24 protein-coding genes and 2 pseudogenes are annotated in these 26,378 nt (G+C 71.5%); 18 read left to right on the plus strand and 8 right to left on the minus strand.

All coding sequences use genetic code 11. The features are described 5' to 3' along the window. Positions 1-112: 112 nt before the first annotated feature. A complete protein-coding gene (gene fdxA / locus OHB49_RS16110; protein WP_018956287.1) occupies positions 113-433 on the minus strand; it encodes a ferredoxin in 321 nt (106 codons plus the stop codon). A 117-nt stretch (positions 434-550) separates the two neighbouring features. On the opposite strand from fdxA, the gene OHB49_RS16115 reads away from it, so the two are divergent. From OHB49_RS16115 to OHB49_RS16175, 13 genes and pseudogenes are all read left to right on the plus strand, one after another. Next, positions 551-1,552, plus strand: a complete 1,002-nt coding sequence (locus OHB49_RS16115) for a GNAT family N-acetyltransferase (protein WP_329161046.1) — start codon at positions 551-553, stop codon at positions 1,550-1,552. A gap of 26 nt (positions 1,553-1,578) precedes the next feature. Then, the gene (locus OHB49_RS16120; RefSeq protein WP_313939049.1) at positions 1,579-2,445 is read left to right on the plus strand and encodes a transglutaminase-like domain-containing protein; all 867 of its coding nucleotides are present in this window, start codon (positions 1,579-1,581) and stop codon (positions 2,443-2,445) included. 393 nt (positions 2,446-2,838) lie between these two features. Continuing rightward, entirely contained in the window at positions 2,839-4,179 is a 1,341-nt protein-coding gene (locus OHB49_RS16125) for an MFS transporter (protein ID WP_329161048.1), read from the plus strand. 215 nt (positions 4,180-4,394) lie between these two features. After that, positions 4,395-5,162 carry a CoA transferase subunit A gene (locus tag OHB49_RS16130; RefSeq protein ID WP_329161050.1) on the plus strand — a complete coding sequence of 256 codons (768 nt, stop codon included), beginning with the start codon at positions 4,395-4,397 and terminating at the stop codon, positions 5,160-5,162. Next, positions 5,159-5,815: a CoA transferase subunit B gene (locus OHB49_RS16135; protein ID WP_030969567.1), complete on the plus strand. Its 657-nt coding sequence runs from the start codon at positions 5,159-5,161 to the stop codon at positions 5,813-5,815. The genes OHB49_RS16130 and OHB49_RS16135 overlap by 4 nt, the downstream gene beginning before the upstream one ends. Positions 5,816-5,850: 35 nt before the next feature. After that, positions 5,851-5,979: pseudogene (locus OHB49_RS16140) on the plus strand (3-oxoadipyl-CoA thiolase); the annotation flags it as partial. A gap of 54 nt (positions 5,980-6,033) precedes the next feature. Next, positions 6,034-6,217 (plus strand): annotated as a pseudogene (locus OHB49_RS16145) (3-oxoadipyl-CoA thiolase); the annotation flags it as partial. 10 nt (positions 6,218-6,227) lie between these two features. After that, the gene (gene pcaH / locus OHB49_RS16150; protein ID WP_030969562.1) at positions 6,228-6,998 is read left to right on the plus strand and encodes a protocatechuate 3,4-dioxygenase subunit beta; all 771 of its coding nucleotides are present in this window, start codon (positions 6,228-6,230) and stop codon (positions 6,996-6,998) included. Continuing rightward, complete coding sequence (gene pcaG, locus OHB49_RS16155; RefSeq protein ID WP_329161056.1) at positions 6,998-7,564, plus strand: protocatechuate 3,4-dioxygenase subunit alpha; 567 nt, start codon at positions 6,998-7,000, stop codon at positions 7,562-7,564. The genes pcaH and pcaG overlap by 1 nt, the downstream gene beginning before the upstream one ends. After that, a complete protein-coding gene (gene pcaB / locus OHB49_RS16160) occupies positions 7,551-8,969 on the plus strand; it encodes a 3-carboxy-cis,cis-muconate cycloisomerase (protein ID WP_329161058.1) in 1,419 nt (472 codons plus the stop codon). Before pcaG ends, pcaB begins: the two co-directional genes overlap by 14 nt. Positions 8,970-9,157: 188 nt before the next feature. After that, positions 9,158-10,330, plus strand: a complete 1,173-nt coding sequence (gene pcaDC / locus OHB49_RS16165) for a bifunctional 3-oxoadipate enol-lactonase/4-carboxymuconolactone decarboxylase PcaDC (protein WP_329161060.1) — start codon at positions 9,158-9,160, stop codon at positions 10,328-10,330. 5 nt (positions 10,331-10,335) lie between these two features. Next, positions 10,336-11,514 (plus strand): 4-hydroxybenzoate 3-monooxygenase, encoded by a 1,179-nt coding sequence (locus OHB49_RS16170; RefSeq protein WP_329161062.1) that lies wholly within the window; start codon positions 10,336-10,338, stop codon positions 11,512-11,514. A 192-nt stretch (positions 11,515-11,706) separates the two neighbouring features. Further along, a complete protein-coding gene (locus OHB49_RS16175; protein ID WP_329161063.1) occupies positions 11,707-13,401 on the plus strand; it encodes an IclR family transcriptional regulator domain-containing protein in 1,695 nt (564 codons plus the stop codon). 43 nt (positions 13,402-13,444) lie between these two features. Here the strand turns inward: OHB49_RS16175 and OHB49_RS16180 are convergent, their stop codons facing one another. Together OHB49_RS16180 and OHB49_RS16185 are read right to left on the minus strand one after the other, a co-directional pair. Continuing rightward, on the minus strand, positions 13,445-15,814 hold the full coding sequence (locus OHB49_RS16180; protein ID WP_329161065.1) for a HelD family protein: 2,370 nt from the start codon (positions 15,812-15,814) through the stop codon (positions 13,445-13,447). 125 nt (positions 15,815-15,939) lie between these two features. Continuing rightward, entirely contained in the window at positions 15,940-17,991 is a 2,052-nt protein-coding gene (locus OHB49_RS16185) for a translation factor GTPase family protein (RefSeq protein WP_329161067.1), read from the minus strand. Positions 17,992-18,570: 579 nt separating this feature from the next. Between OHB49_RS16185 and OHB49_RS16190 the strand changes: the two genes are divergently transcribed. Together OHB49_RS16190 and OHB49_RS16195 are read left to right on the plus strand one after the other, a co-directional pair. Then, complete coding sequence (locus OHB49_RS16190) at positions 18,571-19,665, plus strand: hypothetical protein (protein ID WP_329161069.1); 1,095 nt, start codon at positions 18,571-18,573, stop codon at positions 19,663-19,665. A gap of 149 nt (positions 19,666-19,814) precedes the next feature. Next, the gene (locus tag OHB49_RS16195) at positions 19,815-20,534 is read left to right on the plus strand and encodes a class F sortase (protein ID WP_030969545.1); all 720 of its coding nucleotides are present in this window, start codon (positions 19,815-19,817) and stop codon (positions 20,532-20,534) included. A 1-nt stretch (position 20,535) separates the two neighbouring features. Here OHB49_RS16195 and OHB49_RS16200 read toward each other — a convergent pair whose 3' ends face one another. Both OHB49_RS16200 and bla read right to left on the minus strand, forming a co-directional pair. Continuing rightward, a complete protein-coding gene (locus OHB49_RS16200) occupies positions 20,536-20,991 on the minus strand; it encodes a GNAT family N-acetyltransferase (RefSeq protein WP_329161071.1) in 456 nt (151 codons plus the stop codon). Between the two features lie 27 nt (positions 20,992-21,018). Then, positions 21,019-22,026 (minus strand): class A beta-lactamase, encoded by a 1,008-nt coding sequence (bla, locus tag OHB49_RS16205; RefSeq protein WP_329161073.1) that lies wholly within the window; start codon positions 22,024-22,026, stop codon positions 21,019-21,021. A gap of 259 nt (positions 22,027-22,285) precedes the next feature. Between bla and OHB49_RS16210 the strand changes: the two genes are divergently transcribed. Further along, positions 22,286-22,936, plus strand: coding sequence for an MOSC domain-containing protein (locus OHB49_RS16210; protein WP_329161075.1), 651 nt, complete (start codon positions 22,286-22,288; stop codon positions 22,934-22,936). A gap of 139 nt (positions 22,937-23,075) precedes the next feature. On the opposite strand, the gene OHB49_RS16215 is transcribed toward OHB49_RS16210, so the two are convergent. Further along, positions 23,076-23,459, minus strand: coding sequence for a hypothetical protein (locus OHB49_RS16215; protein ID WP_329161077.1), 384 nt, complete (start codon positions 23,457-23,459; stop codon positions 23,076-23,078). Positions 23,460-23,647: 188 nt separating this feature from the next. On the opposite strand from OHB49_RS16215, the gene OHB49_RS16220 reads away from it, so the two are divergent. Then, complete coding sequence (locus OHB49_RS16220; protein WP_329161080.1) at positions 23,648-24,919, plus strand: XRE family transcriptional regulator; 1,272 nt, start codon at positions 23,648-23,650, stop codon at positions 24,917-24,919. Beyond that, positions 24,916-25,464, plus strand: a complete 549-nt coding sequence (locus OHB49_RS16225; protein ID WP_329161082.1) for an N-acetyltransferase — start codon at positions 24,916-24,918, stop codon at positions 25,462-25,464. The genes OHB49_RS16220 and OHB49_RS16225 overlap by 4 nt, the downstream gene beginning before the upstream one ends. On the opposite strand, the gene OHB49_RS16230 is transcribed toward OHB49_RS16225, so the two are convergent. Then, a complete protein-coding gene (locus tag OHB49_RS16230; protein ID WP_329161083.1) occupies positions 25,461-25,973 on the minus strand; it encodes a mycothiol transferase in 513 nt (170 codons plus the stop codon). The genes OHB49_RS16225 and OHB49_RS16230 overlap by 4 nt on opposite strands. Continuing rightward, positions 25,970-26,371, minus strand: coding sequence for a VOC family protein (locus OHB49_RS16235; protein WP_329161086.1), 402 nt, complete (start codon positions 26,369-26,371; stop codon positions 25,970-25,972). Before OHB49_RS16235 ends, OHB49_RS16230 begins: the two co-directional genes overlap by 4 nt. Positions 26,372-26,378: the final 7 nt, after the last annotated feature.

Consider the following 26,378-nt stretch of genomic DNA (forward strand, 5'->3'; position numbering starts at 1 on the left):
TCTGGTGATGCGGATGGTTCGGGGACCGCCGGTGGCCCGGGCCGGAAAACACCTCGGCCCCGCACGGTGACGAGCCGTACGGGACCGAGGCGGCGCACGTGCCGGTCGCTGCCTACTGGTTCTGCGGCGGCAGTGCTGCGATGAACGCGTGGTCGCGCTCGATCAGGCCCAGCTTGGAGGCACCACCGGGCGAACCGAGGTCGTCGAAGAACTCGACATTCGCCTTGTAGTAGTCCTTCCACTCCTCCGGGGTGTCGTCCTCGTAGAAGATCGCCTCGACCGGGCACACCGGCTCACAGGCTCCACAGTCGACGCATTCGTCCGGGTGGATGTACAAGGACCGCTGGCCCTCGTAGATGCAGTCGACGGGGCACTCTTCGATGCAGGCCTTGTCCTTTACGTCGACACAAGGCTGCGCGATGACGTAGGTCACGCTGTCGTTCCTCCTCGGTAGGGCGTTGGCTCTCGCGCGGGAGCGCGGCGTCGTCGATGCCCACGCCTAGTATCTCCGTTCCTGGGCACGAACCGAACAGGAGGGGCGGACAGAGCTGTGGAATTCACCATGGGCGGACGGCTTGAGGTCCGAATTACACCAGCTGACGTGGGCAAACGGGTATCAGTCCGACGCCGCTCCGAAGGCGACGCGGCGGGGTCGAAGTTCACCGACACGGTAGGTGTTCTCACATCATGGGACGCCGATGTGCTGTCGATCACACCGAAGAGCGGTGAGTCCGTCCATATCGCGGAATCGTCGCTGGTGGCGGGCAAGGTCGTGCCGTCGGCACCGGCCCGGCGCCGGGGTCCGGCGGCCACGTTCGCGGAGCTCGCCCCCTTTTATGCCCGCGCCTGGCAGCCCGTGGAGAGCGAACCGCTCGGCGAGTGGCTGCTGCGCTCCGCGGCCGGCTTCACCCGGCGCGCCAACTCCGTGCTGCCCCTCGGCGACCCGGGGATCCCGCTCGACGAGGCGCTCGCACGGGTGAAGCGGTGGTACGACGACCGGGGCCTGCCCGCGTACATCCAGACCGCGACCGGCGCCGAGGGTGCGCAGGAGGAGCTGTGTGCGGAGCTGGAGGGCCACGGGTGGCGGCGCGAGGTGACGGCGCAGGTACGGATCGCGGCGCTGGCACCGATCGGCGATCTGGACGCGGACATCTCGGCGGTGCGGCTGAGCCGGGAGATCGACGAGGGGTGGCTCTCGCGCTACCAGCGGTTCGACACCCCCGGCCCTCATGTGCTGAAGGTGCTGGGCAGCGGGCCCTCGGTGTGGTTCGCGACCGTGCCGGGTGACACGGAGGGCGAGTCGCCCGCCGCGATCGGGCGGTGTGTGGTGGACGGGCGCTGGGCGGGCTTCATGGCCGTCGAGGTCGGTGCCGCGTACCGGCGCCGGGGTCTCGCCACCGCCGTGATGACCGCCCTGGCCCGCCAGGCGCTGGACGAGGGCGCGTCGGCGGCCTGGCTGCAGGTGGAGGAGGACAACGAGGGGGCGCGTGCACTCTACGACCGGATGGGGTTCGAGACGCATCACCTCTATCACCACTTCCGGTCGGCGTAACCGGGGAAGGTACAAACGTGTCCCCCATGAACCCCCCGAACCCGCCGGACCCCGAGAACCCTTCGGGCTCCGGGCGGGACGAGCTCCGTCGGCAGTTCGCCGAGGAGGCGCGCGCCGAACGGCCGGACCTGGCGCTGCTCTGCCTGCTGCTGGCCGCGGAGGCCGACCCGGCACTGGACACGGACGGGATCGACGCGGCGCAGATCGAGCTGGACCGGCTGGCGGGCCTGCTTCCGTACGGGGTACGGGGTGGGCACGCCTGGGCCTCGGCGCTGGCCGAACTGCTCGGTGAGCGGTGCGGGTTCTCGGGCTCCTCGGCGGACTACCAGCGGCTGGAGTCGTCACTGCTGCACCACGTACTTCGGCGCCGGCGAGGACTGCCGATCCTGCTGTCGGTGGTGTGGATCGAGGTGGCGCGGCGGGCGGGCGCCCCGGTTTACGGGGTGGCGCTGCCGGGTCATTTCGTCGTCGGGTTCGGCGATCCGGCCGAGCGGGTGCTGGCCGACCCGTTCGCCGGCGGCCGGCCCATGACCGGGCAGGACGCGGAGCTGCTGGTGACGGGGGCGACGGGAGCGCCGCTGCAACCGTCGATGCTGGTACCGGCCCGACCGCTGGAGATCGTGCTGCGGATCCTGAACAACATCAGGGCGTGGGCGGCGGTCCGCCCGGAGAGCACGCGGGTGGCGCTCTGGGCGGTGGAACTGTCCCTGCTGCTGCCGTCCCATCCGGCGAGGCTGCGCTACGAGCGGGCTCAACTACTCGTGCAGAGCGGAGAGTTCCTTCGCGGGGCGGCCGAGATGGACGAGTACGCGGAGCTGGTCGGGGTGGTGGAACCGACAGCCGCCGAGGCGATCAGAGGGCGGGCGCGCGCGGCGAGGGCGTTGCTGAACTGAGGGCTGTCCCGACTGCGGCGAGCAGGCCCCGGGACGGGCCGTACGCAGGCCGCCGTGTTCACCACCGGCTTCCTGCGGACCGAAGTCGCCCCGGGCGCGCGCCGAGTTGCGCACCCGCCGGACAGCGTACGAGCGCGCGGACCTTCACCCCCCGGCCCCGGAGGATCCCCTCCGGGCTTCCCGCGCGCCCTCGTTCGGCGCGGCACATTCGCTGCCCGAACCATTGACAAGGCCGTTGATTTTCCCGAAACTCACGTCACCTCTCGAACCATTGTTCACCCAGCGAACGCGAGACTCCAGAGGCCCGCTCCGGCCTCAGCGACAGGGAGGCCGTGCCGCCTCCCTTCGGCGTGCAGCGCAGGTACCACGACGACGTGAGAGAAGTGAGTATCAGTGACTACCCCCCACACCCCGCCTGAGCGCTCGTTCCGCACCGTCGGCGCCGTCATGGCCCTGTGCTGGCTGGCCGTGTTCTTCGACGGCATGGACGTCAACATCTACGGCGCCGTGATGCCGCACCTGCTCGACGACTCCTCCCTCGGTTTCACCGCCTCGACCGCCGGCACCGTCGGCAGCTGGACCACCTTCGGCATGCTGATCGGCGCCCTGACCGCAGGCACGCTCACCGACTGGCTCGGTCGTCGGCCCGTCGTGGTCTGGAGCGTCTCGCTGTTCTCCGTCGGCTCCGCGCTGTGCGCGCTCGCGCCGTCCGTGACCGTCTTCGGCGCCGGGCGGTTCCTGGCCGGCCTGGGCCTGGGCGGGCTGATGCCGATCGCCCTGGCAGTCGTCACCGAGTTCGCCCCGCCGCGCCGGGCCGCGCTCTCCATCGGGCTGATGATGACCTCCTACCACGCCGGAGGCATGGTGGCCACCGGCCTCGGTCTCGCCCTCGCACCGGACCTCGGCTGGCGCGCCGTCTTCTGGGCCGGTGTGCTGCCCGCCCTGATCGCGGTGCCGCTGGTACTGAAGTGGCTGCCCGAGTCGCCGGGGGTGCTGCTCGCCAAGGGGCGCGCCTCCGAAGCCGAGGCCGTCGCCGCCCGTTACGGCCTGCCCTCGCCGACCGCGGCCGAGGCACCCGAGGCCGGAGCCCGGGGGCGTTTCGCCGCAGTCGCGTCGCTGTTCGCGCCCGGCTCGCGGATCGCGACCCCGCTGCTGTGGGTCGCCTCCTTCGCCGGTCTGCTGCTCGTCTACGGCGTCTCCACCTGGCTGCCTCAGCTGATGCGGGCCTCCGGCTACTCCCTCTCCTCCTCCGTCACCTTCCTGATGATCATCAACGCGGGCGGCATCGTCGGCATGCTCCTGGCCGGCCGCGCCGCCGACCGCTTCGGCGCCGTGCGCGTCTCCGCGATCTGGTTCATCCTGACCGCCTGCGGCACCTTCCTGCTCAGGGCCCACCTGCCGCTCGGCGTCGCCTACACGGTCGTCTTCATCACCGGCATCTGGCTCTTCAGCGCCCAGGCCATGGTGTATTCGGCCACCTCCACCGTGTACGCGCCCGCCCAGCGGGCCACCGGCCTGGGCTGGGTCACCGGCATCGGCCGCACCGGCGCGGTCGTCGGCCCCTGGCTCGGCGGCGCCGTCATCGAGGGCGGCGACGCCGGCCTCGGATTCACCACCTTCGCCGCCGCCGCCGTGCTGGGCGCGGCCGCGATCTGCCTGGTGCCATTGGCTCGCCGCGCCCGGCGCGGGGCGGCCGCGCAGCAGACCTCGACACTGGCCGGTGCGACCGACTGAGGCCTCGCCCTGCCCCGCCTCGCGAGTGACGTGATCGGACGCGCCCGCGGAACCCCGGCCGACGCCGGGCGTTCCGCGGGCGCGCCGTCCGATGCGGTGGCTGCGCCCGAAACCCTGCCACCCCGAGCCGTTGACGAACCGGGTGTCGGGGCATCAGAATTCGGGAGCACTGTGAACTTAAGTTCACCTGGCGAACACGATGGATAGGCGGGCGCATGGACAAGGTGGTCGCCTCGGCCGCACAGGCCGTGGCAGATGTCCACGACGGTGCATCGTTCGCGGTCGGTGGCTTCGGCCTCAGCGGCGTACCGAACACGCTGATCCAGGCGGTGTACGACACCGGGGTCGGCGGACTGGGTGTGGTCTCCAACAACTGCGGTGCGATGGACTCCGGCCTCGCGGTCCTGCTCTCTGCCGGCCGGATCGCCCGGGTCACGGGCAGCTACATCGGCGCGAACAAGGAGTTCGCCCGGCAGTACCTCGCCGGTGAGCTGGAGGTCGAGCTCATCCCCCAGGGCACCCTGGCCGAGCGGCTGCGCGCCGGCGGTTGCGGCATCCCCGCCTTCTTCACACCGGCCGGCGTCGGCACGCAGGTCGCCGACGGCGGGCTGCCTTGGCGCTATGACGGCGCGGGCGAGGTCTCGGTGGCATCGCCGCGCAAGGAGACCCGCGAGTTCGACGGCGTCGAGTACGTGCTGGAGCGAGGTATCACCACCGACTTCGCACTGGTCCGGGCGGCCAGGGGGGACCGGCACGGCAACCTGGTCTTCAACAAGTCGTCCCGCAACTTCAATCCGCCGGCAGCCATGGCCGGCCGGATCACGATCGCCGAGGTCGAGGAGCTGGTCGAGCCGGGCGAGATCGACCCGGACCAGGTCCATCTGCCGGGCATCTTCGTCCAGCGGGTGGTGGCGCTCACTCCCCGGCAGGCCGTGGACAAGAAGATCGAGAAGCGCACGACCAGGAAGGTGTCGGCCCGATGACCTGGACGCGAGACGAGATGGCCGCCCGCGCGGCCCGCGAGCTGGGCGACGGTGAGTACGTGAACCTCGGCATCGGGCTGCCCACACTGATCCCCAACCACCTTCCCGACGGCGTCCAGGTCGTCCTGGAGTCGGAGAACGGAATCCTCGGCACCGGCCCATTCCCCCGCGAGGACGAGGTCGACCCGGACCTGATCAACGCCGGCAAGGAGACCGTCACCGTCCTGCCCGGCGCCTCCTTCTTCGACTCGGCGCTCTCCTTCGGGATGATCCGCGGCGGCCACATCGACACCGCCGTGCTGGGCGCCATGCAGGTCTCCGCCCGTGGCGACCTCGCCAACTGGGCCGTTCCCGGCAAGCTGGTCACCGGCATCGGCGGAGCCATGGACCTGGTGCACGGGGCCCGGCGGGTCATCGTGACGATGACTCACACTGCCAAGGACGGCAGCCCGAAGATCGTCGAGGAGTGCACGCTCCCGCTCACCGGCCGGACCTGTGTCGACCGCATCATCACCGACCTCGGCGTCCTGGACGTCACCGACGACGGCCTCGTCCTGGTGGAGAGTGCCCCGGGCGTCACCGTCGAGGAGATCCAGCGCCTGACCGCCGCCCCGGTCCGGATCACCGCGGCCGTCGAAGGGAGCGCGCGATGACCCGTCAACTACGCGATGTCCACCGCCCGCCGCGCATGCTGCGGTCCCTGCTGACCCGTACACCGGAACTCGACCCGGCTCGGATCGACAACGTCCTCGTCGGCAATGCCAACGGCGCCGGTGGGGAGGACCGCAACGTCACCCGGATGGCCATGCTGCTCGCCGGACCACCCGTCACCGTCCCCGGCAGCACCGTCAACCGGTTGTGCGCCTCCAGCCTCGACCCCGCGGTCGTCAACCCGCGCGGCGGAGCCATCGCCATCGGCCACCCGCTCGGCGCCTCCGGCGCCCGTATCACCGGAGCCGTCGCCCATCAGCTCGCCGGCGCGGGCTCCGGAACCGGCCCTCGCCGCCCCGTGCATCGGCGTCGGACAGGGCCTCGCCCTGGTCCTGGAAAGGTAGGAAACCCCGTATGACCACCCCTCTGACCCAAGGTCGGATCTCCGAGGAGATAGCCGAGCAGCGCGAGGCCTACGCCAAGGCCGTGGCCGCCGGTGCGCCCGCGAGGAGCCACCCCGACCGCGGTTACGCCCCTTACCGCAGCAGCGTCCTGCGCCACCCCGGCAAGCCGCTGGTCGCCCTGCACGACCCCGAGGCCGTGGAGCTCTCCGGCCCGGTCTTCGGCGTCACCGATGTCACCGCCCTCGACCACGACCTGACCCGCCGGCACCAGGGCGAGCCGCTCGGCGAGCGGATCAGGGTCACCGGCCGGGTGCTGGACCGGGACGGCCGCCCGGTGCGCGGCCAGCTGGTCGAGATCTGGCAGGCCAACGCCTCGGGTCGCTACGCCCACCAGCGCGACGACCATCCTGCCCCGCTCGATCCCAACTTCACCGGCGTGGGCCGCTGCCTGACCGACGACCAGGGCGCGTACGAGTTCGTCACCGTCAAGCCGGGCGCCTACCCCTGGCGCAACCACGTCAACGCCTGGCGTCCTGCCCACATCCACTTCTCGCTGTTCGGCAACGCCTTCACCCAGCGGCTGATCACCCAGATGTACTTCCCGGGGGATCCGCTCTTCGCCTACGACCCCATCCTCCAGTCCGTCACCGACGACTCCGCGCGCCGGCGGCTCGTCGCGACGTACGACCACGACCTGTCCACCCCCGAATGGTCGCTCGGCTACCGCTGGGACATCGTCCTCGACGGTCCGGCCGCCACCTGGATCGAGGAGGGCCGCTGATGTCCACCACCCCGTCGCAGACCGTGGGCCCGTTCTACGGCTACGCGCTGCCCTTCGCGAAGGGCGGCGAGATCGCCCCCGCCGGACACCCCGACGCCCTCACCGTCCACGGCTACGTCTACGACGGCGCCGGGGCTCCCGTGCCCGACGCCCTCATCGAGATCTGGCAGCCCGCACCCGACGGCTCACGCCGCGGCGCGCCCGGCTCGCTGCGCCGCGACCCCGTCACCGGAGCGGTCATCGGCCGGGCCGACGTCGGCTTCACCGGCTTCGGCCGCGTCGGGACCGACGCGGACGGCCACTACGAGCTGCGCACGCTGCCGCCCGGCGGCGTCCCCTACCTCTCGGTGATCGTCTTCGCCCGCGGTCTGCTGCACCATCTGCACACCCGGATCTACCTGCCCGGCCTGACCGACACCGCGGCCGACCCGCTGCTGGCCGGCCTGGAGCCCGCCCGCCGCGCCACGCTCCTCGCCGTCCCGCACGGAGAACGGCTGCACCGCTTCGACATCCGGCTCCAGGGTGACGGTGAGCACGAGGAGACGGTCTTCCTTGCCTTCGACTGACCCCGCCGAGGACCTCGGCCTGCTCTCCCCGGGGCAGGCCGGGTCACCGGTCGAGGCCGCCACCGGCGACGCCGCGTACGTCCGCGCGATGCTGGATGCCGAAGCCGCGCTGACCCGCGCGCAGGCCGCGCTGGGCCTCGCCCCCGCCGCGGCGGCGCAGGTCGTCACGGCGGCGGCCGCCGAGACCGCCCGCTACGACGTCCGGGATCTCGCGCTGCGCGCCCGCTCCGGCGGCAACCCCGTCATCCCGCTCGTCGCCGACCTGACCGCGGCCGTCGCCGAGCACGACCGGCAGGCCGCCGCCCATGTGCACCGCGGCGCCACCAGCCAGGACATCCTGGACACGGCCGCCATGCTGGTCGCCGCCCGCGCCCTGGAACCCGTCCTCGCCGACCTCGGACGCGCGGCCGGCGCCCTGGCACGGCTCGCCGCCGAGCACCGCGACACACCGATCGCCGGACGCACGCTCACCCAGCACGCGGTGCCCACCACCTTCGGCCTCAAGGCCGCCGGCTGGCGCTCGCTGGTGCTCGACGCCCGCGAACGCCTCGCGGCCGTCCGGGCAGCGCTGCCCGCGCAACTCGGCGGAGCGGCCGGCACCCTGGCGGCCTTTCACGCCTTCGCCGAGGCCGACGGCTCGACCGCCGACCCGGATCCCGGCCCGGACCTGGGCCTGCGACTGCTCGCCGGCTACGCCGCCGAGGCCGGACTGGCAGAGCCCACGCTGCCCTGGCACACCCTGCGCACCCCCGTCGCCGACCTGGCCGGCGCGCTCGCCTTCACCGCCGGAGCACTCGGCAAACTCGCGGCGGACGTCCTGCTGATGTCCCGTACGGAGATCGGCGAACTCGGCGAGAGCAGCGGCGGCGGCTCCTCCGCCATGCCGCACAAGGCCAACCCGGTCCGCGCCACGCTGATCGCCGCCGCGGCCCGACAGGTCCCCGCCCTCGCGTCCGTGCTCTACGCCGGGCTCGCCGCCGAGGACGAACGCCCGGCCGGCGCCTGGCACGCCGAGTGGCAGCCCCTGCGCCAGGCCCTGCGCCTGGTCGGCGGAGCCGCCCGCGACGCCGCCGAACTGGCCGAAGGCCTGCGCGTCCACCCGAACCGGATGCGCGACAACCTCGACGCCACCGACGGCCTGATCATCAGCGAGCGGCTCGCCGCGGTGCTGGCGGCCCTGATCGGCCGGGGCGAGGCCAGGCAGGCGCTGTCCCGGGCCTCTCGCCGCGCCGTCGAGCAGGGCATGGAACTCGACGAGGCGCTCCGGCAGGAGCCCGGCATCGCCGGCGCCCTCCCGCAGGACCGGCTGCGCGCACTGACCGACCCGACACGGTACGCGGGCTCCTCGGGCGCCCTCGTGGACCGCGCCCTGCGCCGCACCGGCGCCGCCCAGAACCCGATCTGACACGGCGTCCGCGCTGCGCAGGACTCGATCTGACGCAGCATCGGTGTCGTCCGGGCCCCGATCTGATAGAGCGTCGGACATCGACGGCGCCGGGCAGCCCCCTGCCCCACCGCACCGGCCGGCGGCCGCGGCCGTCCGCGCCCCACCGCCCGCCGGGCGGCCCTGTACCACCAGCACGAGGAGACCGCATGAGCACTTCTGCCCCCGCGCAGCATCTGCTGCACCACCGTGTGGACGGCCGGGACTCCGCCCCGCCGCTGATCCTGGGCCCTTCGCTCGGCACCTCGCTGGCCGTGTGGGACCCGCAGACCCCGTCGCTGGCCCGGACCCGCCGAGTGGTGCGCTGGGACCTGCCCGGCCACGGCGGCTCCCCGGCCGGCCTGCTGCCCGACGGAGGCACCGTCGCCGACCTCGGGCAGCTCGTCCTCGGCCTCGCCGACGCACTCGGCATCGAGGAGTTCGGCTACGCCGGTATCTCGCTCGGCGGCGCCGTCGGCACCTGGCTCGCCGTGCACCACCCCGAGCGGGTCACCTCGCTCGTGATCCTCTGTTCCTCGGCCCACTTCGGACCGCCGGAGGGCTGGTCCGACCGCGCGGCGCTGGTGCGCGCCGAGGGCACCGGCCCGGTCGCGGAGACCGCCCCCGCCCGCTGGTTCACCCCGTCCTCCGCGGCCTCCCCGGCCGCACGGGCGATGGTCGCCGACCTGTCCGCGGCCGATCCCCGGGCCTACGCCGGGCTCTGCGACGCACTCGCCGACCTCGACCTGCGCGCCGAGCTGTCTCGTATCACCGCACCGACCCTGGTCGTCGCGGGCCGCGAGGACCTGGCGACGCCCGTCGCACACGCCCGCGAGCTGGCCGACGGCATCCCCGGCGCGGCCCTGACCGAGGTGGCGCACGCCGCGCACCTCGCCAACGTCGAGCGTCCGGTGCCCGTGCTGGCCGCCCTGCTGGGACACTTCGCGGCCGATGCCGCACCGCCTGCCGACGACGCCTCCCGGCACGACGCCGGTATGGCCGTGCGCCGCGCCGTGCTCGGCGACGAGCACGTCGACCGGGCGATCACCCGCACCACCGACTTCACCGCCGGTTTCCAGGACTTCATCACCCGCTACGCATGGGGCGAGATCTGGACCCGGCCCGGGCTGAGCCGCAGAACCCGCAGCTGCATCACCCTCACCGCGCTGGTGGCCCACGGCCACCACGAGGAACTGGCCATGCATGTACGGGCCGCGCGGCGCAACGGTCTCACCCCCGAGGAGATCCAGGAAGTGCTGCTCCAGTCGGCCGTCTACTGCGGCGTGCCCGCGGCGAACGCCGCTTTCGCCATCGCGAACCGCATTCTCGAAGAGGAGAACTGACCGCCATGGACCACACCACCGTCGCCATCGTCGGCGGCGGCCCCGCGGGGCTGCTGCTCGCCCGGCTCCTGCACAACTCCGGCATCGACTGCGTCGTTCTGGAGAGCCGGGACCGCACCTACGTCGAGCAGCGCCAGCGCGCCGGCATCCTCGAGCAGAGCACGGTCGACGTGCTGCGGGAGTCCGGTGCAGGCGAGCGACTGGACCGCGAGGGCATCGTCCACGACGGCATCGAGCTGCGCTGGAACCGCCGGGCACAGCGCATCGACTTCCCGTCGCTCACCGGCGGCCGCAAGGTGTGGGTCTACGCCCAGACCGAGGTCGTCAAGGACCTGATCGCCCTTCAGGTGGCGGACGGCGCCCCGCTGCTGTTCGAGGCCCAGGTGAACGAGGTCGTCGGAGCCGACACCGACCGGCCCGTCATCCACTACACCCACCAGGGCCAGGACAGGACACTCGGGTGCGACTACGTCGTGGGCTGCGACGGGTTCCACGGCGTGACCCGCAAGGCGGTCCCGGACGGCGTCATGAGCGCCTTCGAGCGGGTCTACCCCTACTCGTGGTTCGGCATCCTGGCCGACGTCCCGCCGTCCTGCGACGAGCTGATCTACGCCCACTCGCCGCGCGGCTTCGCCCTGCACAGCATGCGCTCGGCCACGGTCAGCCGGCTCTATCTGCAGGTCCCGAACGGCACCGATCCGGCCGACTGGCCGGACGACCGGATATGGGACGAGCTCGACGCCCGTTTCGCCACCGACGGCGACTGGCGGCTCGAACGCGGCCCGATCACCTCCAAGGCCGTGCTGCCGATGCGCAGCTTCGTCACCGAGCCCATGCGCTGGGGCCGGGTCTTCCTGGCCGGCGACGCCGCGCACATCGTGCCGCCCACCGGTGCCAAGGGGCTCAACCTCGCGGTCTCCGACGTCGTCGTGCTCGCCCGGGCCTTTGCGCACCTGAAGGACAGCGGCTCCAGCGGGCTGCTCGACGAGTACTCGGACACCTGTCTGCGCCGGGTGTGGCGCGCGGAGCACTTCTCGTACTTCATGACGACGACCCTGCACACCGACCCGGGCCAGAGCGCATTCGAGACCCGGCTCCAGGTCTCCCAGCTGGACCGCGTGTCGTCGTCCCGGCACGCGGCCGCGGAGCTCGCCGAGAACTACGCGGGCCTGCACATCGGTTGAGCTCCTGCGGACGCAGCGGCGGTGCGGGGCCGAAGAACGCCGCGCACCGCGGACGTTGCCCGGGCGCGGCCGCCCATCACCACCTCGTCGGCGCAGGTGGAGCGGGTGCGCAGGGCCCGGCCGCCCCGCGCGGCCGCAGGGTCCGGCGGGTACGGTTTCCGCACACCCCGGAGGCTCGACGAGGAGGACCGCATGCCGCATGCCGCGACCGCACCCGAGGCGGACGCCGCAGCACCCGGCAGCGAGCCGGTCGGACCGCTGGAGCGCGGTCTTGCCGTGCTGCGCGCCCTGGCCGCCCGCCCCGGACCGCGGATGCGCCCCGGCGATCTGGTCCGCGCCACCGGCCTGGCACGCTCCACCGTCGACCGCATCGTCGCCACCCTCACCCACCTGGGATATCTGCGCGTCGAGGACGACCGCGACGTGCTGCTCGCACCGCGCCTGATGGAGCTGGGCAATGCCTACCTCACCTGCTGCGGTCTCCCCGACGCCCTGGAACCGCTCGCCGTCGCGTTGGCCGACGAGCTGGACGAGTCGGTCTCCCTCGCGGTGCCGGACGGCGCCGGGGTGCGGTTCATCAGCCAGTCCACCCGGCGGCGCACCATGGCGCTGGCCTTCCAGATCGGTGACCTGCTGCCCGCCGAGCGGTGCGCCCCGGGCGCCCTCTTCGCCTCCGACTGGGGCCCCGAGCAGCAAGCCGACTGGCGCGCCCGGCTGCGCGACGACCCCCGTGACGCCGGCTTCCCCGCCGTTCCGCCCCGCTCGGCGCCACCGGCCCCCGGCGAGGTGGAGTCGGCCTTCCGGCAGCGGGTGGCCAACGCCCGTGGCGCCGGCTGGGCCGCCGACGACCAGCTGATCGAGCCCGGTCTGGTCGCCGTCGCGGTCCCCGTGCACGCCCCCGACGGCAGCACGGTGTGCGCGCTCAGCGTGGTCAGTCACACCAGCAGGCACAGCGCCCGGTCGCTGGCCGAGCACGCCCTGCCCCGGCTGCGGGAGTACGGGGCGCGGATGGAGGCGGCACTGGCCTCCCCCGCACCGGCGGCCACGCCGCCCGCGCCCGGCGGCCCGGACACCTCGCGCGCCGCCAAGGCGGAACTGGGTCCGGAATTCCTGCAGTCGCTGACCCGGGGGCTGGCCGTGCTCACCGCGCTGGGATCAGCACCTGGTGGGCTGACCCTGTCCGGCGCTGCGGAGGCCACCGGCCTGGCCCGCGCCACCGCCCGTCGGGCGCTGCTCTCCCTCCAGCAGCTGGGGTACGCGGCCCCTGCCGGTGAGGGACGACGTTTCACGCTGCTGCCCACGGTGCTGGAACTGGGCTATGCCCGGCTCTCCCGGCTGAGCTTCGCGGAGATCGCGCAGCCCCATCTGGCCCGGCTGGTGGAGCAGGTCCACGACTCGGCGTCCGTCGCGGTGCTGGCCGACGACGACATCATGTACGTCGCCCGGGTGCACACCGTACGCATCATGAGTGTCAACATCACGGTCGGCACCCGCTTCCCGGCGTACGCCACCTCCATGGGCCGGGTGCTGCTTGCCGGTCTGCCCGAGCGGGAGGCGGCCGAGCGGCTGGCCCGCGCCTTGGTGCGGCCGCTGACGCGGTTCACCCGGGTCGACGCCGCCGATCTCGCCGAGGCCGTGGCACAGGCACGACGGGACGGTCACGCCCTGGTGGACCAGGAGCTGGAGGAGGGGCTGCGGTCGATCGCGGTGCCGGTGCACGACCGCACCGGCCGGGTGGTCGCCGCCGTGAACGTCTCCACCCACGCCAGCCGGGGCACCCTGGACGCCGTGCGGCGAGCGGTGCTGCCCGCGCTCACGGCGGCGGCGGCCGCGATCGAGGAGGACCTGGCGGTCGTGACGGAGCGGATCCGGCTCGCGATCCCCTGACCGCGCCGGGCCGCGATCCCTTTGCGAGGTGTGTCGCCCACCCTCAGGGGAGTTCCGTGACCGTCCCCTCCAGCACCGCTGGGACCGGGCCCCCGTGGATGATCCCGAGGCGTTGTGTCGCCCGGGTCAGTGCGACGTACAGGTCGTTCAGACCGCGTGTCGAGCGGGCCAGGATCTCCGTCGGATCGGCGATGAGCACCGCGTCGAACTCCAGTCCCTTCGCCTGGCGCACCCCCAGCACCACCACCCGGCTCTCCAGGTCGGGCTCGTCCCCGTACACCGCGTCCGGGACCGACTCGACGACCGCGGCGCCCAGTTCGTCGCGGCGGGCGTCGGGGACGAGTACCGCGAGCCGGCCGTCCTCCAGCACGGCGGCCTCCTTCGCAGCCCGGTCGGCGAGGGTGCGGGCCAGCAGGCCTGGCTCGGTGCGCATGCGCCACGGCTCCACCCCCGTCTCCCGCACCGAGCGTGGCAGCTGGAGCCCCGGGCCGAGCGCCGCGAGGACCTCCGTGGTGGATGCCATGATCTCGGCTGGGGTGCGGTAGTTGACCGTGAGGGACACCTGCCGCCACCGGTCGCCGACGTGCGGGGCGAGCGCGGACGCCCACGAAGAGGCACCCGCCGCGTCACCGGTCTGCGCGACGTCGCCGACCAGGGTCATGGAGCGGGTGGGGCAGCGCCGCATCAGCAGTCGCCAGGCCATCTGGGACAGCTCCTGCGCCTCGTCGACGATGATGTGCCCGAAGACCCAGTCCCGGTCGGCGAAGGCGCGTTCGGCGACGGTGCGGACCATGCGTTCCTCGTGACGGTCGGCGAGCGTCTCGGCGTCGAGCATGCCCGTGAGGCTCTCCTCGTCCTCACCTTCGCCTGCCGCGAGGTCGAGGACGCCCTGCGCATACGCGACACCCTCCGCCCGCTCGGCCGCGGCGGCGGCCTCGGCCGCACGGTTGTCCTGACCGAGCAGTTCGCCGGTCTCGTCGAGCAGCGGCACGTCCGCGGCGGTCCAGCCGCCCCCCGGCGCCCGGTACAGCAACTCCCTTTCCGTGCGGGTCAGTTCATGTGCCGCCGAAGTAAGCCGCGTACGGTCGCCGTACAGGTCGGTCAGCAACTGCTGTGCGGTGAGCGGCGGCCACAGGGCGTCGACCGCCGCCCTTACGTCGGTGTCGGTGGCGAGCATCCGCCGTACGTCGGCGATGTCCTGCGCCTCGGTCCGTTCCTGGGCAGCGGCCGAGTCCTCCTCGCCGAGCAGCCCCGGCAGGGCGTCCAGGTCGGCGCGTACGGCACGGTCGAGGTCGGCCTCGGCCAGCACCTCGGCGATGTCCGCCTCCAGCCGGTCGGCGAGGTGGCGGGTGTCCTCGACGGACCGTCGGGCCAGCGCGGCGACGATCTCGCGCCGGAAGACGGGGGCGGCCCTGTTGTGCGGCAGCCTGGTTGCGCGGGCGACGTCGGCGGCGCGTACGCACTCCTGGTGGTCGAGGCGGACGACATCGCCGTCGAACTCGACCTCCAGCCCGGTGCCCGCAGGCACCTGCCGGTCCCGGACCGCCGCCGCGATCACGGCCGCCATCTCCGTACGCCCCTTGAGCTCGGCGGTCTCCGGCGGTTCGGTCCGGTCGGCGCGGACGCCCGGGAACAGCTCGCCGACGGTGGACAGCAGCACGCTGTTCTCGCCGAGACCGGGCAGCACCTGGCCGATGTACCCGATAAAGGTGGGGTTCGGTCCGACGACCAGCACGCCCCGGGAGGCCAGTTGCCGGTGCGTGTAGAGGAGATACGCGGCCCGGTGGAGCGCGACCGCGGTCTTGCCGGTGCCGGGGCCGCCCTGCACCACCAGGACCCCGCGGTGGTCGGAGCGGATGATCGCGTCCTGCTCGGCCTGGAGCGTGGCAACGATGTCGTGCATGCGGCCGGTGCGCCCGGCGTCGAGCGAGGCGAGCAGTGCGGCCTCCCCGGTCAGCTCGCCGACCGGCACCCCGTCGTGGTCGAGAACCTCGTCGTCGAGCCGGACGACCCGGTCCCCCCGGGTGGTGATGTGGCGGCGCTTGCGGACGCCGTGCGGGGCGGCGGGCGTGGCGACGTAGAAGGGGCGGGCGGCGGGTGCGCGCCAGTCCAGCAGCAGCGGATCGTCGTCGGCGGACTCGGCGGGCAGTCCGACGCGCCCGATGTAGTGCCGATCGCCGTCCCGCAGATCGAGCCGCCCGAAGCAGAGCCCGTTCTCGGCGGCGTCGTACCGCGCGACCTGCGCGGCGTACCGGCCGGCGGCGGCCTCGCGCTCCAGCCGCCCCTGCCGGGTCCCGCCGGTCTCCCGGAGGACGCCGGTCAGCTGGTGCCGGGCGTCGTCGCGGAGGGTCTCCACGCGGGCGTGGAGCATGTCGAGGTGGTCCTGCTCGTGTGCGATCTCAGCTGTCGACAAAGGTGCACTGGCTCCCTGCGGGCGGTGTCGGGCGGCAGCCAAGGGTGCCCTACATCGGGACGGAAGGGGAGCCGCGCAGGTCCGGCGGTACGCCGGACTCGGACCCCCTCCCGCCCCGGCACCGGCTACCGGGGATCCCCCTGCCCGGCGATCCTGCGCACCGTGTGCAGCAGGTACTCCTTGCGGTTGAGCGGATTGTGGTCGGTACGCGGACGGTCCGGGGCCGTACCGACAACCGCCCGGTACGAGTCGAAGGCCGTCTCCAGGACGCCTTCGCCGCGCGTGAGAGCCGGAAGCTGTTGGTGCAGTTCATGGACCCGGGCCGCCGGAATCTCACCCTGCAGTACGCACGACGCACCCTGCACGGCCGGTGTCCGCGGCACGGCGCGCAGCCGGGAGAGTACGGGCAGGGCCGGGCCGAGTGTGTCCGCCGGAAGTTCCAGCCGGAACCGGTGCATCGGCTCGTACACGGTGGTGCCGGCCTGTTGCAACGCGGCCATCAGAACCAGCGGTGTCAGATTTCGGAAATCCCCGGCCGTACTCGACATGGATTTGTCGAATACGGCATGCGAATGGCTCTGCCGGGGCCAGTAGCCGGAATGCGTCATCGTGACAATGCAATCGGTTACCTGCCAGCCGTGAATTCCCTGCCGCAGCGCCGAACGGACCGTTTCCTCGACCGCCCTCATCAATGAGAACGGCATGGATCCGAGCTCCACCTCCAGCCGGTATTCCACCCCGCTGCCGATCGGGGCCGGATCGACGCGCAGCCCGATGGTCGCCAGGAAGGGATTGTGCTCCGTGTCCCCGACCTCGAAAGCGGATCCGCTGCCGATCGGCCGTTCCACACAGATGGTGGTGGTCTCCCGGAAGGTGACGTCGATCCCGAATCCGTCGGCCAGCGTCGCCTGAATGACTTCCTTCTGCACCTCGCCGTAGAGCGATACGGACACTTCCTTCCGGATGTCGTCCTGACGCAGATTGATCAGCGGGTCCTGTTCGGCGAGCTGGGCGAGTGCGAGATGGAGTTCACCCCGGCCCGCCGGAGCGAGGGGAACGACGACCGATTCGAGCGTCGGCGGGGCGAAGAAGCGACCGGTCGTGGCGGTGCCCGGCACGCCGACCGAATCGCCGATCCGAATGTCGCCGAGCCCCCGGAGCTTCCCGATCTGCCCCGCACGGACGGACGCGGCACGGACGGCGGAGCCCTGGTCGAAGACGCTGATGGCGGTGACCTTGCCGTCGTCGCGCCCACCTCGCTTGCCCGGCGCGTCGCTGCCATCGGGTCCGCCGTCCCGGCCGAACGGCAGCCGGTCACGGGTCCGTACCGTTCCCGAGAACATCCGGACGTACGCGATCTTCTCGCCGCCCGAACCGCGCTCGACCTTGAACACGGTGCCCGAGACCGGCCCGTCGACGTCGCCCGCGGCCGTGGGCAGCAGCTCCCTGATCCCGCCGATCAGCGCGTCCACACCCGCCCCGGTGATGGCCGAGCCGAAGAAGACCGGATGGACGAGCGCCTGCCCGGTCTGCGCGACCAGCGCGCTGTGGAGCGTGCCGTACGGGAGCGGCGTGCCGCCGTCGACGTACGCGGCGAGGAGAGCGTCGTCGCGGTCGGCGAGCAGTTCGGTCAGCCGGGAGGTGAAGCCGGGGTCGAAGTCCGTGTACGGCACGTAACGGGCGCTCCGCGTCCCCTGCCCGTCGACCGCCCCCATCGCGACCACGTCCCGGGTCAGCTTCTCGGAGACGGTCCGCAGGACGGACGCGTACTGCGCACCGCCGCGGTCGATCTTGTTCACGAAGATGAGTGTGGGAATGCGCAGCCGTTGCAGGGTCCGCATCAGCACGCGGGTCTGCGCCTGCACGCCCTCCACGGCGGAGATGACCAGCACCGCGCCGTCGAGCACGCTCAATACCCGTTCCACCTCGGCAATGAAGTCCGGGTGACCGGGTGTGTCGATCAGATTGACCGTGATGTCGTCGATGGGAAACGAGACGACGGCCGACTTGATCGTAATGCCGCGCTGTCGTTCGAGCGCGAGAGAATCGGTCTGGGTGTTCCCGTCGTCGACGCTGCCGATCTCGTCGATTACCCCGGCGGCGTGGAGCAGCCGCTCGGTCAGGCTTGTCTTACCGGCGTCGACATGCGCCAGAATTCCCAGGTTCAGCATGTGCACGAAGCTTCATGTCCTCAAGATCGGTGGCAATTTCCGTCTGAATGAACACGAGAGTTCCGCGCATGATCGTCTCCTGGGTCTCGATTGACCGATGTCCGGTCGGCCGATGCCGGGAGTACAGCAGGAAGCCGCCCCGGCGGACAACTCATTTATGACCGGATTTCCAGCCGGTACCACCGGATGCCCCGATTTTCTGCGCGGATCGCGGGGCCGGAGGCCCGGGCGACGACCCGGCCAGGGGTGGAGTCGGGACCACGCGGCCTCCAACTCGCCTACGATTCAGGCTAGTTCGGGTGTCGCGTGCGAGCCCGGCCGGCTCCACCGGACGCCCCGTCACCATGAGGCGCAGTCACCAAACGAGTGGGGCGGCGAACCCCAAACCTCGGCGCCGCGTTGCATACAGTCCAATGGGTGATTATTCGCTTTTCGCCACCCGAAGAGACCACGCATTGGCTCCGACGCGGAGCCGCCTAATGGCGCGGAGTCGCTTTTCGATTGACGGTGGGACACGTCGCTACTGCGTCACACCGAGTCGACAGCCAGTCACTCCCGCAGTTGCGCCGAAAGGAACGTGTTCAGATGCGCTCTGCCCGCACCTTGTTCGCTTCGGCCGCCATCAGTGCGGTCCTGGCGATCACGACACCAGCCGCCTACGCGATGACCGTGGCCGACCGGGACGGCGAGGGCTCCTCCCATAGCAGCAACGACCACGGCGGCCGTAGCGACAACCACGAGGGCCGTAACGACAACAACGGCGGCGGCCGCGACAGCGACGAAGGCGGCCGTAACGACAGCAACGGCGGCGGCCGCGGCAGCGACGAAGGCGGCCGCGGCGGCGACGAAGGCGGCCGCGGCGGCGACGAAGGCGGCAGCGACGAAGGCGGCCGTGGCGGCGACGAAGGCGGCCGTGGCAGCGACGAAGGCGGCCGTGGCAGCGACGAAGGCGGCCGTGGCGGCGACGAAGGCGCCACGCCCCGCGGGGGCGTCAGCACCGGTGGTGGCGCCCTGGCCATGAAAGCGGACGGCGAAGATGACCACGGCCACAAGTCCGACCACGGCGAGAAGGGAGGCCACGGCGAGAAGGGAGGCCACGGCAGCGAGGGCGGCAGTAGCTACGGCGGCGAAAACGGCACTGCCGACGGCGACGACGCCGGCACCGGCTTCGTCGACGAGGACGAAAGTGGCTACCTCAACAAGCACGGCGACGAGGCCGGCGAGGAGGACGGCAGCGAGGACAGCAGCGATTACGGCAGCGAGGACAGCAGCGAGGAGAGCAGCGGCTACCTCGAGAAGCACGGCGGTGACAAGAAGGGCAGCGGCTACCTCGAGAAGCACGGCGGCAACAAGGCCGACAACGGCAACAACGGCAGCAAGCCCAGCGGTGGCGTCCGCACCGGTGGCGGCGCCATGGCCATGGCCGTGTCCGATGAGGAGGGCTTCGGCGACGCGGAAGGCTTCGGCGACGAGGAGGGCAGCGGCTACCTCGAGAAGCACGGCGGCGACAACGCCGGCAACGGCGAGACGCCGCGCGGCGGTGTCAACACCGGTGGTGGCGGAACGGCCACGACCGCCGGCAGCGGTCTGGCCGCCGGTTCGGCATTGCTGATCGGTGGACTCGGCGTCGGTGTGTACAAGATGCGCCGCCGTCAGGCCACGGGCGGTGCGGTGGTCTGAACGAACTGAACGGCCAGCGGGTCGCCGCATCTGTCGCGGTCGCCGTCCCTCGGGGCGGCGGCCGCGGCGGCTGCGTTTCCCGCCCCACCACCGGCTGACCGACCCACCGCCCGACCGACTGATGACGCACGGAAGAAAGGCACGCTCCGATGGCCGCCCCGCAGTCGTCCGATTCGACCCCCTCCGCATCCGGCACCGGCTCTTTCACCTTCGGCCGCACCCTGCTCTGGCCCGCGGCAGCAGCCGGACTGGGCCTGCTCATGATCTTCAACTCGTTCGGCACTGCGGAGGACAACAAGCCGCTGGCCGCCCCGTCGGTGGCAGCTCCCGCCCCCGCCGCCGCTCCCCCCGCCCCTCCCGCTCCGTCGGCCGCCGCCTCCCCCAGCCCGACGGGGCTGTTCATGCCGCGTTCCAACCCGACGAAGCTTCAGATCCCGTCGATCGCGGTCAAAGCACCCTTCACACCGCTGACCATCGGCGCGAGCGGGCACCTCAACGCCCCGCCGCCGAACGACACCAACCTGGTCGGCTGGTACAAGGGCGGAGTGACGCCCGGTGAGCGCGGCGCGGCGATCGTCGCCGGCCACGTCGACACGACGACCGGACCGGCGGTGTTCCTTCAGCTCCAGTTCGTGAAGCAAGGAGCCACGGTCGACATCACCAGGGCGGACGGCAGCGTCGCCACGTTCAAGGTCGACTCGGTCGAGAAGTTCAGCAAGGCGAACTTCCCCAACGATCTGGTGTACGCCGACACCCCGAACGCGCAGCTGCGGCTGATCACGTGCGGCGGCACCTACGACAGGAAGGCCAAGGACTACAAGGACAACGTGGTGGTGTTCGCCCATCTCGACTCGACGAAGCGCCCCTGACTCAACGGACCGTCTCCGTCCGCCCCAACTCCTTGAAGAAGTGATGACGGGTGTGACCGCCAGGAATCCCTCCGCCGCTGCCCGTCTCCAGATAGCCCTGCCGACGGTAGAAGCCGGGCGCCTGGAAGGACATCGACGAGACGATCACCGATGTGCAGCCGCGCGCCACAGCCTCGTCCTCGGCGGCGCGTACCAGGCGGGCTCCCCAGCCTTCGTGACGCCGGTCGGCCCGCACCCACACTTCCGATATCCCGGCACAGCCGCCCCAGGTCCAGCCGACCAGCCCGGCCACCAGTTCGCCCGCCTCATCGGTGACCCGAACGGAGAGGCCGCGGTCGTCGTGGGCGCCGGTCGCATCGTTGTTGAACGCGGTCAGCTCTTCGCTCAGCCGGGTGGAGAGCACCGGGTCCTCCGCACCGACGCGAAGGGTCACGCCCTCGCTGTGTCCAGTCGTCATGACGCATGAGTGTGCCGGAGCCACGGATCACGCGAAACCGAAATATGCCTGGTCGGGCCGGTGACAGAGCCGCCTCCCCGGTGCGGTCGTCGGCGGTCGGCTCAGGGCCGCAGCCAGAACACCCGCCGTCCTGGCGACCAGCGGGTTGTCGGCGGGGGCGTCCCGATCGGGCTTGGTGGTCATCACGGCCAGGACGACCGGGGGGCGGCCGGGGGGCCAGGCGATGCCGGCGTCGTTGTTGCCCCCGTAGCTGCCTCCGCCGGTCTTGTCGGCGACGGTCCAGTCGGCGGGAAGCCCGGCGCGGAAGCGTTCTCCGCTGGTGGTGTTGGCGAGCAGCCAACCGGTGAGCAGCCGGCGGTCGCAGGGAACGAGTGCGTCCCCCAGGACGAGGCGCGCGTAGGTGCGTCCGACGGCACGAGGCGTGGTGGTGTCCGTCTCGCGCCATGGCTCCGCCGAATTCAGCTCGGGCTCCCAGCGGTCGAGGCGGGTGACCGGGTCGCCGATGGAGCGGCAGAAGCGGGTGACGGCGCCGGGGCCGCCCAGTTCTCGGAGGAGGAGGTTCGCCGCGGTGTTGTCGCTGTGCGTGATGGAGTACGCGCACAGGTCGGCGACCGTCATCCCGCGGGAGAGGTTCTCGGACCTGCCGGTGATCGGCGAGTTGCCCGAGGCCTCGACGTACTGCGCGGTGTAGCGGATACGGCGGGCCAGGAACTCGCCGTCGCGGTCCAGATCGCGAAGGACCGCCGCCGCGCCGACGGTCTTGAACAGGGAGCACATCGGGAAGCGCTCATCCGGTCGGTACACCACCGTGCGGCCCGTGGCGGTGTCATGGGCATAGGCGCCGAGCCGGGCGGAGTGCTCCCGCTCCAGGGCGCGCAGCTCCCGAGCGGCCCGGGCGGCCGCGCCGGACGCCGTCGAGGAGGTGTGCACGGTCGAGGCGGCGTGCGCGGGAGGCGACAGGGAGGCGGCCAGGGCCGCCCCGGCCCCGGTAGTCAGGATCGTCCGGCGGGTCGGGCCGGCTCCGTTGGATCGCACAGTCGTGGTGCCTTTCCTTCGTACGGCAGGACGTCTGCCAGGACATCACCTCCTACCCCACTGGTTGCGACGACCGCATCAGCCGCTGCTCGACACCCATGGCCGTCATCTGTTTGAAGCAGTGCCGCTCCCTCGCCACCCGCTCCGGCCGGACCACCGGATCCGGCAAGGCGACCGTCCCCCTCTCGTACCACCTCGATTCCGAGGGCGGCGGATAATTGTGTCGCCCCGGCCCGGCGGGGACCGTAGCCTCGCCCGCATGAAGCTGCTCTCCGTCAATGTCGGCTGGCCCCGGCCCAACCCGTGGAAGGGCCTCAGCGCCACAGGGATCGACAAGCGGCCGGTGCATGGCCCCGTCTCCGTCGTCGCCCCCGGCCCGAAGGGCACCGGCACGGTCGGTCTCGTGGGTGACCGCGTGTACGACGTGAAGCACCACGGTGGTTCGGACCAGGCCGTCTACGCCTATGCCCGTGAGGACCTCGACGGGTGGCAGGCCGAGCTGGGCAGGCCGCTTGCCGGCGGCGCCTTCGGCGAGAACCTCACGACACTCGGCCTCGACGTCAACGGCGCCCTGATCGGTGAGCGCTGGCGCATCGGGCCCCACGTGGTCCTGGAGGTGTCGTGCGCCCGGATCCCGTGCGCCACGTTCCAAGGCTGGCTCGAGCGCGAGGGCTGGATCAAACGGTTCACCCGGGCCGCACTGCCGGGCGCGTATCTGCGCGTGATCGAGCCGGGGGAAATTCGCGCCGACGACCCGGTCGAGATCGTGCACCGGCCCGACCACGACGTGAGCGTGGCACTGTCCTTCCGCGCGATGACGCTCGAACCGGAACTGCTGCCGCGGCTGTTGGTCGCCGACGCGTTGCCCGAGGAGAGCAGAGAACTGGCCCGCAGGCGCACGACCACGTAGGCATCCGACGTCGGTGCACCGAGTCGGAGTTGCACCCGTGACCGCACACCGCGTCACGGTGGACCATCCGCTGCCCGATTCGTCGCAGCTCGTTTCCCGGCGGCAGGCCTCCGGGATCACGCCGCGACGGCCGGACGGATCAGGGCGCCGGTTCCTCCGGCAGGGCCACGTACAGGTCACGAAAGGCTGCGGTCAGGCTCGCGATCATCCGCCAGTACGTAAAGGCGACGGCGTCGGACGTGGCGCCGTCCGGCCGTACGGCGAGATCGAGGTTCCGGTACGCGACACGGAACAGCGCCCGGACGCCGCCGCGGCCTTCCTGGTCGTAGCCGTAGTCCTCGACGGCCATCAAGGTCCGCAGATGTCCGACCAGTTCACTGGTCCCCGTGTCGATGACGTCGCGTCGGGGACGTGTCGGGCGTCTCGCCAGCGCATGGTCGACGGCCCGGGCGATCGCGTCGATATCGATGCCGGCGCCGGCGACCGCGTGCTGAGGAGCGGCGTGAGGTTCGGTCCCGGTCACGGGTCCTCCTACCGGCGGCCGGGAGCACACCCGATTGCCTTCAGATCTCCGAGGAATGGTGCTCCAAGGAGATCCCCATATGAACCTCCGCAGAAGGCAATTCGGAGTGTGGTCCGCTTACGGACGACCGGAAATTTCTGGCGCCCGATCGCCCCACTGCCGGTGCCGGTTGTCGCTACCGTGAGTTCATGACGGGAAAGACCGGCAACGCCGTACTGGCCGATCGTATGAATGCTGCGGGTCTGATGCAGCACGAACTCGCAGCCCGGCTCAATGAGCACATCGAGCGGCTGACCGGCCGGCCCGGAACCATTCAGGACCGGCATATCCGGAACTACCTGACCGGAAGAACCCGTTGGCCGCACAGCCGTCAACGGCAGGCTCTGGAGGCAGAATTCGGCTGCACGGCCGAAGAGCTCGGCTTCGTCCCCCGGCAGAGCTCCTCCTCGGCTGCCGTCCGAGCGACACCGGAGGATTCCGTGGAGCGACGAGCCTTCACCACCAGGGCCGCGGTGGTAGCCGCAGGCGTCGTCCTGCCCGCAGCGCGGAACAGCATCGGCCTCAGCGACGTCCGGCGAATCGACCAGGCCCTGGACGCTCTGTATCAGGAGGAGAACAAGCTCGGCGGCACCAGTCGTATCGAAGCCCAGTTCCTGGGCTGGATGAACCATTCCCTGTCCCTGCTCAACAGCGGCCGCGCCTCGGCCCGCGTACGTTCCCTGCTCTATGCCACGGCCGCGAACGCGGCGAGCACCGCAGCCTGGGCCGCTCTCGACTCGCACCACCAGCAGCGGGCCGCGCAGCATCTCGAGCGTGCCGTCACCCTGGCCGGCCTGTCCGGAGATCCCGAGGCCGTTCACCGGGCGTGGAACAACGTCGCCATGCTTGCGGGGCAACGCGGACGACCCATCGAGGCCCTTCATGCCGCGCAGGCGGCGCGGGACTCGGGCATGGCGCGGCGCGATCCTCTGTACGCGTCCCACGCCCACGTCCGGATCGCCCTGTCCCACGCGCGTATCCGCGACAAACAGGCCGCACTGCGCGCCCTGGGCCACGCGGAGGACGCGCTCGCCCGCACCGATCCGGCCCATCGCCCCACCTGGCTCGCCTACTACGACAGGGCGGAGCTGCACGGCCTGGCCGGGATCGTCCACCAGCGGCTCGGCCGCCCCGAGCAGGCCGAAGCCCGTACCCATCAGGCACTTGCGCGGCTCAGTCCCGAGCTCACCCGGAACCGGGTCTACTACACCGCCCAACTCGCTCTCGCCCAGCTGGATCAGGACGACATCGAGGCGGCGTGCGCGACAGCCGACCACGCGCTCACCACAGCCGGAACTGCGCCCGGAAGCCACCGCATCAGCAGTCTCCTCGACGACTTTCGCCGTCGGATGGCCACGCACCCCTCCCCCCTCGCACGCGAATGGCTGCGGCACACGACCGTGAAGGAGACCGCCGAATGAACCTCGATCTGCGGCACTGCACGGACAGCGAACTGCCGGGCATCCGCCACGTCCTCCTGGACGTGTATGCGGAGGTGTACGCCGGTCAACTGCACGTGCCGTTCACCAGCCTTGAGCGTTTCGATCAACGACTGACGAATCACTCCAGAGGCACCGGCTGGGAGGCGGTGATCGGCTATACCGGAACCGAACCCGTCGGCTACGCCTACGCCGCTCCCTTACCCGAGGACGCCCGCTGGTGGACACACATGACCACCCCCCTGCCCGATGGCTTAACGGAAGAGACCGGGTCACGCACGCTCGCCCTGTTCGAGTTGATGGTGCGCAAGCCGTGGCGGGACACGGGCGCCGCGCACGCCATCCATGAGGAACTGCTCAGTCGTCGCACGGAGGAACGGGTCACGCTGCTGTGCGAGCGGGAACACTCCAGGGTCAAGGCGCTCTACGAGACGTGGGGATACGCCCACATAGGCGACCAGCGGCCCTTTCCCGACAGCCCGCTGTTCGCCGTCATGGTGCGCGCCCTCCGCCAGGACAGCCCTTAGGTCAGGACCATCCAGCGTCGGCCGTCGATGAGTTCCCGTGCCGCGTCGAGATGGCCGGCGTGGCACGCGGTTTCGGTGATGACGTGCAGCAGAACGTCCCGAAGGTTGTGCAGGTGCGGTTCGCCGAAGAGGTGGTGCGGCCACCAGGCCAGGCCGGTGTCCGCGGCTGTGGCGGCGATGACGGCATCTGCGAGGTCCGTCTCGTGGCGGTACCGTCCGAGGACGTCGGCGGCCGTCAGATCTGGGCCCACCTGCCAGGCGTCGTCGTTGTCGTCCAGGGCTCGGATGACGTCCTTCTCCCCGGCGACGACGGCGCGGAACCAGAACCGCTCGACGTCCAGCGCAAGGTGCTGCACGAGTCCCAGGCAGTTCCATCCGGACGGCAGCACGGCTTGCCGCAGCGCATCCTCGTCCAGCCCGTCGAGGATTCCCACGATGTGGCGTCGCTGCCCGTCCAGGGCTCTGAGCAGCGCTCTGATCTCGCCGTCCGGTGGCGCTTCCCCGGTCACTTCGCGATCTCCCAGATGTGCCCACCGGGATCGCGGAAGCTGGCGGTCCGGATTCCCCAGGGGCGGTCCATCGGCCCGTTCAGCAGCGTCACGCCTCGTGCGGTCAGCTCCTCGCACATCGCGTCCACGTCGTCCACCGCGAGGGTCAGCTGGAAGCGGGATCCGGCGTCGGGCGACGCGACGCGTGCGGGCTCGATCAGCTCGTGCGCCTCGGTGGTCCTCAGCAGGTTGACGAGGGTGTCCCCGAAGCCGAATACGGCGGAGTTGTCGTCCTCGAAGATCACCGGCAGCCCGAAGACCTCCCGGTAGAAACGTTTCGTGGTGTCCAGGTCCTCGACGAACAGGGTGAGGGCGCCGATGCCTCTGAGCCACGCAGGATCGCTTGTCTTGTCGGTCACGGTTACC

It is taken from the genome of Streptomyces sp. NBC_01717, from assembly GCF_036248255.1.
Classification (GTDB): domain Bacteria; phylum Actinomycetota; class Actinomycetes; order Streptomycetales; family Streptomycetaceae; genus Streptomyces.

What these genes read in the sequence shown, in the direction of transcription:
- OHB49_RS16120 (WP_313939049.1), top strand. Translation starts at nt 1,579, where the DNA reads ATGAACCCCCCGAACCCGCCGGACCCCGAGAACCCTTCGGGCTCCGGG.
- OHB49_RS16130 (WP_329161050.1), top strand. Translation starts at nt 4,395, where the DNA reads ATGGACAAGGTGGTCGCCTCGGCCGCACAGGCCGTGGCAGATGTCCAC.
- OHB49_RS16135 (WP_030969567.1), top strand. Translation starts at nt 5,159, where the DNA reads ATGACCTGGACGCGAGACGAGATGGCCGCCCGCGCGGCCCGCGAGCTG.
- pcaH (WP_030969562.1), top strand. Translation starts at nt 6,228, where the DNA reads ATGACCACCCCTCTGACCCAAGGTCGGATCTCCGAGGAGATAGCCGAG.
- pcaG (WP_329161056.1), top strand. Translation starts at nt 6,998, where the DNA reads ATGTCCACCACCCCGTCGCAGACCGTGGGCCCGTTCTACGGCTACGCG.
- pcaDC (WP_329161060.1), top strand. Translation starts at nt 9,158, where the DNA reads ATGAGCACTTCTGCCCCCGCGCAGCATCTGCTGCACCACCGTGTGGAC.
- OHB49_RS16170 (WP_329161062.1), top strand. Translation starts at nt 10,336, where the DNA reads ATGGACCACACCACCGTCGCCATCGTCGGCGGCGGCCCCGCGGGGCTG.
- OHB49_RS16175 (WP_329161063.1), top strand. Translation starts at nt 11,707, where the DNA reads ATGCCGCATGCCGCGACCGCACCCGAGGCGGACGCCGCAGCACCCGGC.
- OHB49_RS16190 (WP_329161069.1), top strand. Translation starts at nt 18,571, where the DNA reads ATGCGCTCTGCCCGCACCTTGTTCGCTTCGGCCGCCATCAGTGCGGTC.
- OHB49_RS16195 (WP_030969545.1), top strand. Translation starts at nt 19,815, where the DNA reads ATGGCCGCCCCGCAGTCGTCCGATTCGACCCCCTCCGCATCCGGCACC.
- OHB49_RS16200 (WP_329161071.1), bottom strand. Translation starts at nt 20,991, where the DNA reads ATGACGACTGGACACAGCGAGGGCGTGACCCTTCGCGTCGGTGCGGAG.
- OHB49_RS16210 (WP_329161075.1), top strand. Translation starts at nt 22,286, where the DNA reads ATGAAGCTGCTCTCCGTCAATGTCGGCTGGCCCCGGCCCAACCCGTGG.
- OHB49_RS16220 (WP_329161080.1), top strand. Translation starts at nt 23,648, where the DNA reads ATGACGGGAAAGACCGGCAACGCCGTACTGGCCGATCGTATGAATGCT.
- OHB49_RS16225 (WP_329161082.1), top strand. Translation starts at nt 24,916, where the DNA reads ATGAACCTCGATCTGCGGCACTGCACGGACAGCGAACTGCCGGGCATC.